The 12,520-nt window shown below is 65.8% G+C and carries 15 protein-coding genes and 1 riboswitch; of the genes, 1 reads left to right on the top strand and 14 read right to left on the bottom strand.

The window, feature by feature from the left end; all coding sequences use genetic code 11:
• Positions 1–130: 130 nt before the first annotated feature.
• From G1E_RS10700 to cobO, 14 genes are all read right to left on the bottom strand, one after another.
• Entirely contained in the window at positions 131–679 is a 549-nt protein-coding gene (locus G1E_RS10700; RefSeq protein WP_009686207.1) for a glutathione peroxidase, read from the bottom strand.
• A gap of 45 nt (positions 680–724) precedes the next feature.
• On the bottom strand, positions 725–847 hold the full coding sequence (locus G1E_RS29405; RefSeq protein ID WP_009686206.1) for a hypothetical protein: 123 nt from the start codon (positions 845–847) through the stop codon (positions 725–727).
• Entirely contained in the window at positions 844–2,046 is a 1,203-nt protein-coding gene (locus G1E_RS10695; RefSeq protein WP_009686205.1) for an MFS transporter, read from the bottom strand. Before G1E_RS10695 ends, G1E_RS29405 begins: the two co-directional genes overlap by 4 nt.
• A gap of 62 nt (positions 2,047–2,108) precedes the next feature.
• Positions 2,109–2,513 (bottom strand): MarR family winged helix-turn-helix transcriptional regulator, encoded by a 405-nt coding sequence (locus G1E_RS10690; protein ID WP_009686204.1) that lies wholly within the window; start codon positions 2,511–2,513, stop codon positions 2,109–2,111.
• Between the two features lie 82 nt (positions 2,514–2,595).
• The gene (locus G1E_RS10685) at positions 2,596–3,324 is read right to left on the bottom strand and encodes an adenosylcobinamide-GDP ribazoletransferase (protein WP_009686203.1); all 729 of its coding nucleotides are present in this window, start codon (positions 3,322–3,324) and stop codon (positions 2,596–2,598) included.
• A gap of 1 nt (position 3,325) precedes the next feature.
• Entirely contained in the window at positions 3,326–3,892 is a 567-nt protein-coding gene (locus tag G1E_RS10680; RefSeq protein ID WP_009686202.1) for a histidine phosphatase family protein, read from the bottom strand.
• Positions 3,889–4,944 (bottom strand): nicotinate-nucleotide--dimethylbenzimidazole phosphoribosyltransferase, encoded by a 1,056-nt coding sequence (cobT, locus tag G1E_RS10675; protein WP_009686201.1) that lies wholly within the window; start codon positions 4,942–4,944, stop codon positions 3,889–3,891. Before cobT ends, G1E_RS10680 begins: the two co-directional genes overlap by 4 nt.
• Before the next feature lie 62 nt (positions 4,945–5,006).
• The gene (gene cobU, locus G1E_RS10670) at positions 5,007–5,528 is read right to left on the bottom strand and encodes a bifunctional adenosylcobinamide kinase/adenosylcobinamide-phosphate guanylyltransferase (protein ID WP_009686200.1); all 522 of its coding nucleotides are present in this window, start codon (positions 5,526–5,528) and stop codon (positions 5,007–5,009) included.
• 1 nt (position 5,529) lies between these two features.
• Positions 5,530–6,984 carry a cobyric acid synthase gene (locus tag G1E_RS10665; protein ID WP_047149817.1) on the bottom strand — a complete coding sequence of 485 codons (1,455 nt, stop codon included), beginning with the start codon at positions 6,982–6,984 and terminating at the stop codon, positions 5,530–5,532.
• Positions 6,981–7,973: a threonine-phosphate decarboxylase CobD gene (cobD, locus tag G1E_RS10660; RefSeq protein WP_047149816.1), complete on the bottom strand. Its 993-nt coding sequence runs from the start codon at positions 7,971–7,973 to the stop codon at positions 6,981–6,983. The genes G1E_RS10665 and cobD overlap by 4 nt, the downstream gene beginning before the upstream one ends.
• Positions 7,966–8,874, bottom strand: coding sequence for an adenosylcobinamide-phosphate synthase CbiB (gene cbiB, locus G1E_RS10655; protein WP_009686196.1), 909 nt, complete (start codon positions 8,872–8,874; stop codon positions 7,966–7,968). The genes cobD and cbiB overlap by 8 nt, the downstream gene beginning before the upstream one ends.
• On the bottom strand, positions 8,871–9,521 hold the full coding sequence (gene bluB, locus G1E_RS10650) for a 5,6-dimethylbenzimidazole synthase (RefSeq protein ID WP_009686195.1): 651 nt from the start codon (positions 9,519–9,521) through the stop codon (positions 8,871–8,873). Before bluB ends, cbiB begins: the two co-directional genes overlap by 4 nt.
• Positions 9,518–10,813 carry a cobyrinate a,c-diamide synthase gene (locus G1E_RS10645; RefSeq protein ID WP_009686194.1) on the bottom strand — a complete coding sequence of 432 codons (1,296 nt, stop codon included), beginning with the start codon at positions 10,811–10,813 and terminating at the stop codon, positions 9,518–9,520. Before G1E_RS10645 ends, bluB begins: the two co-directional genes overlap by 4 nt.
• Positions 10,810–11,421, bottom strand: coding sequence for a cob(I)yrinic acid a,c-diamide adenosyltransferase (cobO, locus tag G1E_RS10640; RefSeq protein WP_009686193.1), 612 nt, complete (start codon positions 11,419–11,421; stop codon positions 10,810–10,812). The genes G1E_RS10645 and cobO overlap by 4 nt, the downstream gene beginning before the upstream one ends.
• 120 nt (positions 11,422–11,541) lie before the next feature.
• Positions 11,542–11,760: riboswitch (cobalamin riboswitch) on the bottom strand.
• 155 nt (positions 11,761–11,915) lie between these two features.
• On the opposite strand from cobO, the gene G1E_RS10635 reads away from it, so the two are divergent.
• Positions 11,916–12,494, top strand: coding sequence for a hypothetical protein (locus G1E_RS10635; protein WP_029887556.1), 579 nt, complete (start codon positions 11,916–11,918; stop codon positions 12,492–12,494).
• Positions 12,495–12,520 lie beyond the last annotated feature (26 nt).

Here is a 12,520-nt window from a genome sequence, read left to right as displayed (position 1 = left end):
TTTGTCGCGTTTGACAAAAAAGTGACTCGCCGTAAGGGCGAAAAGGTGACTACGCGTCGCTATCGCAGCTGAAGTTTTCGCGCCACCAAAACCAGTGCCAAAAAGCTTTCAAGCTACGCAATAACCCCCATCACTGCGAAGCAATAGCCTTCTCGATAGCCGCCCGGAACGCCGGATCATCCGGCTTGGTCAGGCTGGAAAAATTACCAATCACCTTGCCCTTGCGATCAACCACATATTTGTAGAAATTCCACTTCGGCGCACTGCTCTGGTTGGCCAATTCAACGAACAACGGAATCGCATCCTTGCCCCGAACCGGCTGGGCCTTGGTCATGGTGAACGTCACACCGTAGTTGGCATAGCACACCTTGGCCGTCTTATCGCTATCGGCGTCTTCCTGCTTGAAGTCATTGGACGGCACACCCAACATCTCCAGGCCTTGTTCGTGATACGCCTTGTACGTTGCTTCAAGCCCCTCGAACTGCGGCGCAAAACCACAGTAACTGGCGGTGTTCACCACCACCAGAGGCTTACCAGCAAACCGCTCGCACAGCTCGATCTGCCCCTTGCCCCGCAATTCCGGCAAGCTGCCCTGCAACAACGCAGGGCAATCGGCCGCCCAGCTCGACGCACTGGCCAGCAAGCCCAGCACCGTCACCGTCAACCCCTGTATACGCATGTCTGTTGCTCCCGCAATCCAAGCCTTGAGCTTGCAGGGTAGCGCCTAACAGACGCTCATGCCCAACTGCATCAACGCCAAGCCCCCGCGGTGCCAGCCCCACCACACCAGCGCCAGCAGCAATAACCCGGCAACAGCCAGCAGCCCGCGCCCCCAATGGCGGCTCATGCTGCCTGCGCCTGCAAGCGGGCGACCGGGCGTTCGCGTACCGGCCAGTTCAGGGCGGCAGCCAACACGCTGAGCAGGATGAAGATCTGCCACACCAGGTCATAGCTGCCCGTGCGGTCGTACACCACCCCACCCAGCCAGCCCCCCAGGAACGCACCCAGCTGGTGGAACAGGAACACGATACCGCCCAGCATGGAAAGGTTGCGCACCCCGAACACCGTCGCCACGGTGCCATTGGTCAGCGGCACGGTAGACAACCACAGCAGCCCCATGGCGATACCGAACAGGTAGGCACTGAACTGAGTCACCGGCGCCCACAGCAACAGCACGATCACCACCGCCCGCAGCAGGTAAAGCCCGGTCAGCAAGCGCGGTTTGGACATGCGCCCACCCAGCCAGCCAGCCGTGAAGGTGCCGACAATATTGAACAGCCCAACCAGCGCCAGCACCGTGGTACCGGTACTCGCGGGCAGATGCTGGTCAACCAGGTAGGCCGGCAGGTGCACGCCGATGAACACCACCTGGAAACCGCAGACGAAGAAGCCCAACGCCAGGAGCCAGAACCCAGGATGCGAACACGCCTCACGCAACGCCTGGCCCAGCGTCTGCTCGGCACCATGGCTGGGCAATGGGCGGTCGCGCAGCAGGCCCACAAAAGGCACGATGAATGCCACCAGCAGCCCCAATACCAACAGGGCCGCCGACCAACCCAGCCACTGGATGAGGCCAAGAGTGCCCGGCAACATGGCGAACTGGCCGAACGAACCTGCGGCGCTGGCGATGCCCATGGCCATGCTGCGCTTGTCGGCCGGCACAGCCCGCCCGACCACACCGAGGATCACCGAAAAGGAAGTGCCGGAGAGGCCGATACCAATCAGCAAGCCCGCACTCAGCGACAACGACCAGGCCGAGTCGGCCGTGCCCATCAGGATCAACCCCACGGCATAAAGAATACCGCCGATGATCACTACCCGGGCCGCGCCCAGGCGGTCGGCCAAGGCGCCGGCAAAGGGTTGCGCCAGCCCCCAGATCAGGTTCTGCAAGGCAATGGCGAAGGCAAACACCTCACGGCCCCAGCCAAAATCGGCGCTCATGGGCGCCAGGAACAGGCCGAAACCGTGCCGTACACCCAATGACAACGCCAGAATCAACGCTGCCCCCACCAATACCCACCCGCTGGTTCGCCACACCGAAGTCATTATCGTTATCTCCAGCACATCGCAAGGTTTACGGGTATATACCCGCTTATGGTCGTATCATTTCAGGCCAGCTGGTTCAGCAGGCGCACCAGTTGATCACGCTGCCCGCCCCCCAGGCGTTCCACCAAATCGGCTTGCGCCTGCTCCCAGGCAGGGTGGGCAGCTTGCAGCAACTGCTTGCCGGCTGCGGTCAGCAACACCTCACGGTTACGCTGGTCATCGCCCTCGGCCAAGGCTACCAAGCCCTCTGCCTGCAGCACACGCAGGTTGCGGCCCAACGTACTGCGCTCCAGCCCCATGGCCTCGGCCAGGGTTGTGATGCTGGGACGCTCAAGGCGCTGCAGGTGCCGTAACAGCGAAAACTGGGCGACATTCACCCCGAAGCCGGCAAGGGCTTCGTCGTAATGCCGGGTTACCCCACGGGCAGCACGGCGCAAATGGATACAAAGGCATTCACTGGTCAGCATGGATACGTGTATATACCCGCGTGTTGCCTGTTGCAAGAAGTTTCATGGTGCCGGGCGAAGCGCCGCTGGAGTGGCACCATGCTCAGAGCCCCAGCGCCATGCCAAGCACCACCGCCAGCTCAAGCAGTTCCAGCAGCGCCCCGGCCGTATCGCCCGTTGTGCCACCCAGGCGTCGGCACATGAGCTGCCGCAGCCAGGCAAATACCGCCAGCGCCAGCACCACGCTCCACCCGCCCAGCCACAGGCAAAACAGCGCACAACCCAGCAGTACCCAGCCCGCGGCGCGCCGTGGCAGATGCTCCGCCAATGCCTGCCCCAGGCCACCTGGGCGCACGTAAGGGGTGCACAGAAACAAACCCAGCATCGCCGCCCGCCCCAGCAGCGGCGCCAGCAGCAGGTGGGCAGTGACGCCCTGCTCGACCAGCACCCAAAGGGCACAGAACTTCAGCAACAGCACCAGTATCAGGGTCACCACGGCCATTGGCCCGCTGCGTGGGTCTTTCATGATCCGCAGCGTGCGCTCGCGGTCGCCAAAGCCGCCCAGCCAGGCGTCCGCACTGTCGGCCAGCCCGTCCAGGTGCAAGGCCCCGCTGAGCAGCACCCACAGTGCCATCAGCAACGCCGCGTGCAGCGGCGCCGGCGTGCCTTGCAGCAGGTGGCTTGCCAGCCACAACAGCAACCCGAACAGCAGCCCGACCAGCGGGTAATAGAGCAGCGAACGGCCCACCTCACGGGCGGCGGGCATGCCCGGCAGGCTCACCGGCAAGCTGCTGAGAAACTGCAAGGCAATCCAGAACGGCAACGGCAGCATCTCAACCTTCCTCGACCAATAGCCCGCCCTCACGCACCAACAAGCGGACCAAGGCACCATGCCCGACCTCGACCTGCAACAGTTGGTGCCTGGGCAAGCCGCGAGCACGCGCCAGCAGCAGGCGCATCACCCCACCATGGGTGACCAGCAGCACACGCTTGCCGGCGTGCTGCTGGTGCAACCCCTCGACCGCCGCCAGCACCCGTGCCGCAAAGGCGTGCACCGGCTCGCCGTTAGGCGGCGTGAAGGCGTAGGGGTCTGCCCAGAACTGCCCCAGCGCATCGGCCTGGTCTTGCATGATCTGTGCGGCGCTGCGGCCTTCCCAGTCACCAAAGTGCAGTTCTTGCAGGGCAGGCACCCGGCACACCGGCAAATTCAGGTGCGCACCCAGCTCATCGGCAAACCGCGCACAGCGCTGCAGCGGCGAGCTGACCAACACCTGCCACGGGCCGGCACCGGCCACGGCACTGCGCATCTGGGCCCAGCCTTGGTCGGTCAGCGCGTCATCCAGGCTGCCACGCAGCCCGCCCTGCTCGGTTTCGCCGTGGCGCAGCAGGTCGAGGATCATGCCGGGCGGTCCGCCACAGCGGCTTCGGCAAAGGTCGCCATTTGCCCATGCAGCGCACACGCCAGGCGTAACAGCGGTACCGCCAATGCGGCGCCACTGCCCTCGCCCAGGCGCAGGCCCAGGGCCAGCAACGGCTCGGCCTGCAGCGCCGCGAGCAGGGCCTTGTGCCCAGGCTCGGCACCTTCGTGAGCGAACAGCAGCCAGGCCCGGCACTGCGGGTTCAGGCGCACCGCCACCAGCGCAGCAACGCTGCAGATGAAGCCATCGACCAGTACTGCGATACCCGACTGCGCGCAGCCGATATAGGCGCCGACCAGGGCTGCGATCTCGAACCCGCCAACGCACCCCAATGCCTGCAACGGCGCGTCAGCCCGCAGGCCATGCAGGCGCAACGCCTGTTCGATGACCTGCGCCTTGTGCCGCACACCCGCGTTGTCCAGGCCGGTGCCAGGCCCGCTCAGCTGTGCCGCCGGGCAGCCCAGCAAGGCGCTGGCCACGGCAGCCGCGGCAGTCGTGTTGCCGATGCCCATCTCGCCACCAATAAACAACTGCGCACGCTGTTCGGCCGCGCGCAAGGCGCTGTCGCGGCCCGCCTGCAGGGCTGCCAGCAGCTGGTCTTCGGTCATCGCCGGCTGCCGGGCAAAGTTCGCGGTACCGGCCCCCAGGCGCAAATGGCGCACGCCGGGCAGCTCCAGCTGTAGGTCGATGGTGCCGAGATCGACCACCTCCAGGCTGGCGTGCAGTTGCCGCGCCAGCACACTGATTGCCGCGCCACCGCCGACGAAATTGCACAGCATCTGCCCGGTTACCGCCTGCGGGTAGGCCGAGATGCCTTCCTCGACCACACCGTGGTCACCAGCAAAAATGGTGATGGCCAGCTGGTCCAGCACGGGGCGTTCCTGCCCCTGCAAACCGGCCAGCTGAATGGCCAGGCCTTCCAGCTGGCCAAGCGAGCCGGCAGGTTTGGTCAGTTGCTGCTGACGCGCGCGGGCCTGGTCCATGGCGGCGTTGTCGAGGGGTTGGCAGGGGGTTTGCCACCAGGGTTGGATCATCGGGGGGAAGCCTGTTCAGAGTTGGACAATGGGTAGTAGGGGTTGCACGGTGCATGGCTGGGTCATGGCGCGGCGCCCTTGAGCACCAATGGCAACCCGGCAACCGTCAACACCACGCGTTGACAGCGCTCGGCCACCGCCTGATGCATCCAGCCAGCCAGGTCGACATAACGCCGGGTCAGCTCGCCCATGGGCACCACCCCCAGGCCGGTTTCGTTACTGACCAGGATAACCGTGCCAGGCAGTTGCTCCAGGCAATCGAGCAGCGCATCACGCTCCTGGGCCAGGCGTTGGTCATCCTCCAGCATCAGCAGGTTGGTCAGCCACAGGGTCAGGCAATCCACCAGCAGGCAACGCCCCTCGGCCGCTTCTGCGCGCAATACCGCCGCCAATGCCAGGGGCTCTTCGATCAAACCCCAGGCGGCAGGGCGTCGTTGCCGGTGCAGCGCTACCCGCTCGTTCATTTCACCGTCCAGCGGCTGGCTGGTGGCTATGTAGGTCACGGGCAGGCCGCTGGCAGTGGCCCATTGCTCGGCCAGGCGGCTTTTGCCCGAACGGGCACCGCCGAGGATCAGGCTGCGCATGTCAGGCCACCCCGCACAGTTGGCGCAACAAGGTGGTGTTCAGGTGCGCGTCCACCAGGTCGGCCAGGCGCTCGATGTCACGTTCACGCAGGGCTTCGTAGTCAATGGCCTGCACATCGTCCAGGCCCGCCCAGCGCAGCAGGGCGGCACATGAATGGCTGCCTTCGAACAGCCCATGCAGGTACGTGGCCAGCACCTGCCCGTCGTCGCTGATGGCACCGTCGCTGCGGCCATCGGCCAACTGCACGGCAGGCTGCGCCAGGGCCGGGCCGCGGGTGACACCCGCATGGATCTCATAACCGCTCACCGCTGCAGCCTCGAGGTTCAGCGTGCCGGTGACATTACGTAACTGCTTCTGGGCTTCGAGCACGGTGGCGTAGTCGAACAGGCCCAACCCGTGGCTTGAACCGGCAGCCCCTTCAAGCCCCAGCGGGTCATGCACTTCATGGCCGAGCATCTGCAGGCCGCCACAAATTCCGATCAGTTTGCCGCCATAGCGCAGGTGGCGTTCGATCGCCTTGTCCCAACCGCGCTCGCGCAGCTGTGCCAGATCGCCGCGGACGCTTTTCGAGCCAGGCAGGATGATCAGGTCGGCAGCCGGAATCGCCTGGCCAGGGCCGATAAATTGCAGGTCTACCTGCGGATGCAGGCGCAAAGGGTCGAAGTCGGTGTGGTTGCTGATACGCGGCAGCACCGGCACGATCACCTTGAGCACGCGGTCCTGCTTGCGGCCCTGGCGCATGTCGATGCCATCTTCGGCTTCAAGGTGCAGGTCGGTGACGTAGGGCAACACGCCCAGCACCGGCTTGCCGGTGCGTGCCCCCAGCCAGTCCAGCCCTGGTTGCAGCAGCGCGATGTCGCCACGGAAGCGGTTGATCACAAAGCCCTGTACCCGCGCCTGCTCACTGGGCGACAGCAGTTCCAGCGTGCCCACCAGGTGGGCGAACACGCCACCACGGTTGATGTCCGCCACCAGGATCACCGGGCAGTCGACCGCTTCGGCAAAGCCCATGTTGGCGATGTCGCCCGCGCGCAGGTTGATTTCTGCCGGAGACCCCGCGCCCTCGACCATGACCACCGGCCAGGCAGCGCTCAGGCGCTGGTGCGAGGCCAGCACTGCCTGCATGGCGACAGCTTTGTAGTCGTGGTAGGCCACCGCGTTCATGCTGGTGACGGCACGCCCATGGATGATCACCTGGGCGCCGGTATCACTGTTGGGCTTGAGCAATACCGGGTTCATGTCGGTGTGCGGCGCCAGCCGGCACGCCTGGGCCTGCACCGCCTGGGCGCGGCCAATTTCACCGCCATCGGCGGTTACGGCACTGTTCAGCGCCATGTTCTGCGGTTTGAACGGCACCACACCCACACCCTGGCGCAACAGCCAGCGGCACAATGCAGTTACCAGCGTGCTTTTGCCGGCGTCGGAGGTGGTGCCTTGCACCATGAGGGTGGTCATGCCGTTTCCTTTTGGTAGGCCGCCAGGGCCTGGGCCAGGCGTTGCTCATCTGCCAGGCTGGCGGGCAGCCCCAGGCGTACTGCGGCAGGCTGCTCGAAAAGCCGCACCAGAATGCCGCGACGGGCGAGAAAGTCGTGCAGGTGGGCTGCGCCTGGGCTGCGTACATACTGGAACAGGTCACAGCCGCCGGTGGGCGTCAGGCCTGCGCTGTGCAGCATGGCCGCCAGTCGCTGGCTGGCGGCGGCACAGCGTTCGGTTTGGGCACGCTGCGCGGCCTGGTCAGCCAGGCTGACTTGGGCCAACACCCGGGTCGGGCCGTTGACGGTCCACGGGCCAAGCAACTCGGCCAGGCGCAACAGCAGGCTGTGCTCGGCCGCCACGAAACCGAGGCGCACGCCGGCCAGGCCGAAGAACTTACCGAACGAGCGCAATACGATCAGACCAGGGCGTGCGCTGCAATCCACCACGCTGTCTGCGGGGGTATTGTCCATGAAGGCTTCATCCACCAGCAGCCAGGCACCGCGCGCAGTCAGCCGGGCGTGCCAGGCCAGCAGCTGCTCACGGGGCACGCGGCGCCCTGTGGGGTTGTTGGGGTTGACCAGCACCAGCACGTCGAGGCCGTCGAGTGCGGCCTCGACCTGTGTTTCGTCCAGCTCGAGCAACTGGTGCCCTGCCCTTTGCCAGGCATGGGGGTGCTCGGCATAGCATGGGCCCAGCACCCCGACCCGTCCGCTGGCACGCAGCAGCGGTAAGGCCTGGATCGCGGCCTGCGAGCCAGCGACTGGCAATACCTGGCTGGCGCCGTAATAGCGGCGCGCGGCCGCTTCCAGGCCGTCCTCGGTTTCCGGCAAGCGGGCCCAGGCTTCAACGGGAATGGGCGGAATGGGAAACGCCCACGGCGCAATGCCGCTGGACAGGTCCAGCCAGTGCTCACGGGCAATCCCGTATTGGTGCACTGCACGCAGCAGGCGACCGCCGTGTTCAAGCATCCAGGTAGGCCCCCAGGCAAATCACCAGCAACCACAGCCATACGCCGCGCTGCACCAAGTTCCAGCCACGCTCGATGGCGTCGGCATCGGCCGCCGGCCCCTCGCCCAGGCGTGGCCGCTCGTGCAGCTCGCCGTGGTACACCGCCGGGCCGCCGAGTTCGACCCCTAGCGCACCTGCACCGGCCGCCATGACCGGGCCGGCGTTGGGGCTGTCCCACAAGGGGCCCTGCCTGCGCCAGCAGGCCACGGCCACACGGGTTTTGCCGAGCAGCGCATAAGTCAGCGCCACCAGCCTGGCGGGAATATAGTTGAGCACGTCGTCGATGCGCGCTGCGCACCAGCCAAAGCGCTCGAAACGCGCATTGCGGTAACCCCACATGGCATCGAGGGTATTGCTCAGGCGGTACAACACCACGCCCGGCGCACCGGCCACCACGAACCAGAACAGCGCAGCGAATACAGCGTCGCTGCCATTTTCCAGCACCGACTCGGTGGCTGCCCGCGCTACCGCAGGCGCGTCCAGCTCGCGGGTTTCACGGCTGACCAGAAAACCTACCCGGCGCCGCGCTTCGTCCAGGTCGCCCTGGCGCAACGCCTGAGCCACTGGCAGCACATGTTCGCCCAAGCTGCGCAGCCCCACAGCGCAGTACAACGCCAGCACATCGACCAGCCAGCCAATGCAGGGCAGCCAGGACAGCACCAGCGCCACCAGGGTCAGCGGCACCACGGCCAGAAACCAGGCGCTGACACCGTGGCTGCGCCAACCGCGGCCACCGGCATTCAGGCGCCGCTCCAGGTGATTGGCCATGTTGCCGAAAGCCACCAGTGGGTGGCGGCGCTGCGGCTCGCCCAGCAACGCATCCAGGGCCACGCCAGCCACGGTCAGCAGAGCCACGCTCATTGGCACTCTCCCCATTGGTTTTCGAACAGCATTTCACTCAAGGGCCGCTGCTGGGCCCAGTTTTCCTGGACCAGCATGGGTGCCGGGTAGAACGCCGTAACCGGCCCCAGGCACAGCACTGCCACCGGTTTGGCCCCCGCCGGCATACCCAGCAGGTCCGCAAGGGCCTGCGGGTCGAACAGCGACACCCAGCCCATGCCCAGGCCTTCGCCACGTGCTGCCAGCCACAGGTTCTGAATGGCACAGGCCAGCGACGCCAGGTCCATTTCAGGGAGGGTACGGCGACCGAAGATGTGCGGCTCGCGGTTGTCCATCAAGGCCGCCACCAGCACCTCGGCACAGTCGTTGATGCCTTCCACCTTCAGTTTCATGAAATCGTCGGAGCGCTCGCCCAGGGCCTGGGCAGTACGCAGCCGCTCCGCCTCGACCAAGGCCTGGATCTGCCCGCGCAGTTCACGCCGGGTGATACGAATGAAACGCCAGGGCTGCATGAGCCCGACGCTCGGCGCCTGGTGAGCAGCGGCCAGCAGGCGAGCCAGCACAGCCGGCGCCACTTCCCCACCCGCGAAATGACGCATATCGCGGCGCTCGCCAATGGCTCGGTAGATGGCAGCGCGTTCGGCGGCGCTGAAGGCGTGTTCGCTCATGGCCGTAACAGTGCCGCCGCCGCAGGCGGGTTGGACGGGAAATAGAAATGCACATAGGAGGCGGTCAGCCGCCCGATCCGGTACACCGCTTCATTGCCGCGGCCGCCGTTGGGGCTCAGGCCGCGGGCAATCGGGTCCATCCCGGTCGTGGTCAGGGAATGGTGGTAGGTGTGCCCGCGCAAGGTGCCTTCCGGCAACTCCACTGCCTGCAAGGCCAGGGCCGCCAAGCGCTTCTGCATGGTCGCCTCACCCGGCAGCAGGCCGAGCAGTTCGGCGCGCTCACCGGCCACGTCGGTCAACGCCTCGAGCAGGTACAGCATGCCGCCACATTCGGCCAGCAGCGGCTTGCCCTGGGCATGGTGGGCGCGGATCGCTGCGCACATCGGCGCGTTCGCCGCCAGCCCGTGATGGTGCAATTCGGGGTAGCCACCTGGCAGGTACAGGCTGTCTACCGCAGGCAGTTCGCGGTCGTGCAGCGGCGAGAAGAAGGCCAGTTGGGCACCCAGGCTGCGCAGCAGGTCGAGGTTGGCACCGTAGGTGAAGGCAAAAGCCTCGTCGCGTGCCACGCCGATACGCACACCGGCCAGCGAGGCTGCGCAGGCGTGTACTGCCGGCTCGGCAAAGCGCACCGGTGGCGGCAGCGCCGCATCGCAACTGGCCCCCAACGCTTCGGCGGCGGCGTCCAGGCGGGCATCGAGATCGTTCAGTTCGCTGGCCTGGACCAGGCCCAAGTGCCGGCTGGGCAATTCGATGCCACGCTCGCGGGACAACCCGCCATACCAGCGCAAGCCTTCGGTCAGGCTGCCTTCCAGCAGCTGTGCGTGGCGCAGGCTGCCGACCCGGTTGGCCAGCACCCCGGCAAACGGCAGGTCGGCCTGGTAGCGCGCCAGGCCCAGGGCCAGCGCGCCGAAGGTCTGGGCCATGGCCGTGCCATCGATCACTGCCAGCACCGGCACACCGAAATGGCGTGCCAGGTCGGCACTGGAGGGGGTGCCATCGAACAACCCCATCACCCCTTCGATCAGGATCAGGTCGGCCTCCCCTGCCGCTTCCCACAACAGCCGGCGGCTTTCCTCCGCGCCGATCATCCACAGGTCCAGCTGGTACACCGGCGCGCCACTGGCCCGTTCCAGAATCATGGGGTCAAGAAAGTCCGGCCCGCATTTGAACACCCGCACCTTGCGCCCGCGGTTACGGTGCAGGCGGGCCAGTGCGGCGGTGACGGTGGTCTTACCCTGGCCGGAGGCGGGAGCCGCGATCAGCACGGCTGGGCAGTGGCGCCCCTGGCTCACAGCTCTACGCCTTTCTGCGCGCGGATGCCGGCCTGGAAGGCATGCTTGAGCATGCCCATCTCGGTCACGGTGTCGGCCAGCTCGACCATTTCAGACTTGGCCCCGCGGCCAGTGACGATCACATGCTGCATCGGCGGCCGGGCCTGGAGGTCGGACAGGACCTGGTCAATGTCGAGGTAGCCGTGCTTGAGGGCGATGTTCAGCTCATCCAGCACCACGAACTGCACGCTGGGGTCCTGCAGCAGCTGACGGGACACCGCCCAGGCGGCTTCGGCGGCGGCGATGTCGCGCTGGCGGTCCTGGGTTTCCCAGGTGAAGCCTTCGCCCATCACGTGGTAGCGCACCTGCTCAGGGAAGCGGCGGAAGAACAGCTCTTCACCGGTGCTGTTGCGGCCTTTGATGAACTGCACCACACCACACTGCATGCCATGGCCCAGGGCCCGCGCAAGCATGCCGAAGGCCGAGCTGCTCTTGCCTTTGCCATTGCCAGTCAGCACCAGCAGCAGGCCGCATTCGTTGGGGGAGTTGGCGATACGTTCGTCGATGACTGCCTTCTTGCGCTGCATGCGCGCCAAGTGGCGTTCGTCGCGTTCGGTGGGTTCGCTCATCAGGGTTCTCCGCTGGCTGTCACCACGGCAACGCGCGGCAATAAAGAGTAGGCAGGCAGACGGAGAACGCGCAGGGGCCATGGCAAGGGGCCAAGGTGCACCGCGCATCACCCTCCGTGATGCCGTTGGCAGATATCAGGCCGGTCTCCGGGCTTGTGAGGGGGCCTTGGCCCTGGCCTGCGCGCCTTCCCGGGTAAACACCCAGTGGCCCTGCGCGGCCGCGACTCACTTACCGTTGCGGGGGCAGCGCCGGACTCGCGCCATGCTGGCGCCCACCGGCTTCCCAGTTTCACCCTGCCCAGTCGGGGCTGGCAGGGCACCTGAAACACGCGCGAAGGTTAGAGGGTTGTACCGGGAGCGTCAATCGGAGTGGGAAGGGAGTGCATACTTGCAAAGAGGCGACGCTGGCCAATTCTCCAGGCTGTGCCAAACTGATAGCACATAGCCATCACGCTCAACTGTACGCCACTACAATGACAAAAGGAGAGTGCAGCATGCGAGGCCACCTCATCAACAACCCGAACCTGGAGTTCCTTGGCCCGGTGCTGGAACGCTGGGTCGACTGCATTGACCGCTGCAACCAGTTTTACGGCGATGGCGAGGCACCTTACTGGCACGGCGCGGCTGCCAATGCCGGGGTGCTGGCAGCCGCGGCGTGGGAGGCTGAGCTGGCGGCATTACAGCAGTTTGCCGGCAAGAAGCAGCGCGATGAAGGTGACCATGAGGGGCGCTGTGATCTGTCGATCAGCAGTGCTGACCAAGTGCTGTACCTGAGCGTGGGTCAGCGGTGGCCAAGGCTGGCGAAGCTGGACATGGCAGCTGCATTGCAGGAAACCGCCGTGCGCGCCCGGCAGGTGGCCTACCCCAGCCAGTTGAAGGCGGGGGCTTTGTTCATCAGCCCATGGAAGGCTGGCCAGCACGCCAGCCCTGAAGAGTTGCAGGACATGGTCGACGACTTGCAGAAACACAGCGCGTGCGCGGTGGCCTGGTACTTCCCGTATGCGTACCGCAAGTTGCATAACGAGCTGGGGCAGTACTTTCCGGGGGTGGCGTTGTTGCTGAAGCAGGCTTGAAACAACGTGGGCGTTGAAACCGCATA

The organism is Pseudomonas sp. TJI-51, assembly GCF_000190455.2.
In the GTDB taxonomy this organism is placed as follows: Bacteria; Pseudomonadota; Gammaproteobacteria; order Pseudomonadales; family Pseudomonadaceae; genus Aquipseudomonas; species Aquipseudomonas juntendi.
This window is presented reverse-complemented; position numbering and strand designations above follow the sequence as displayed.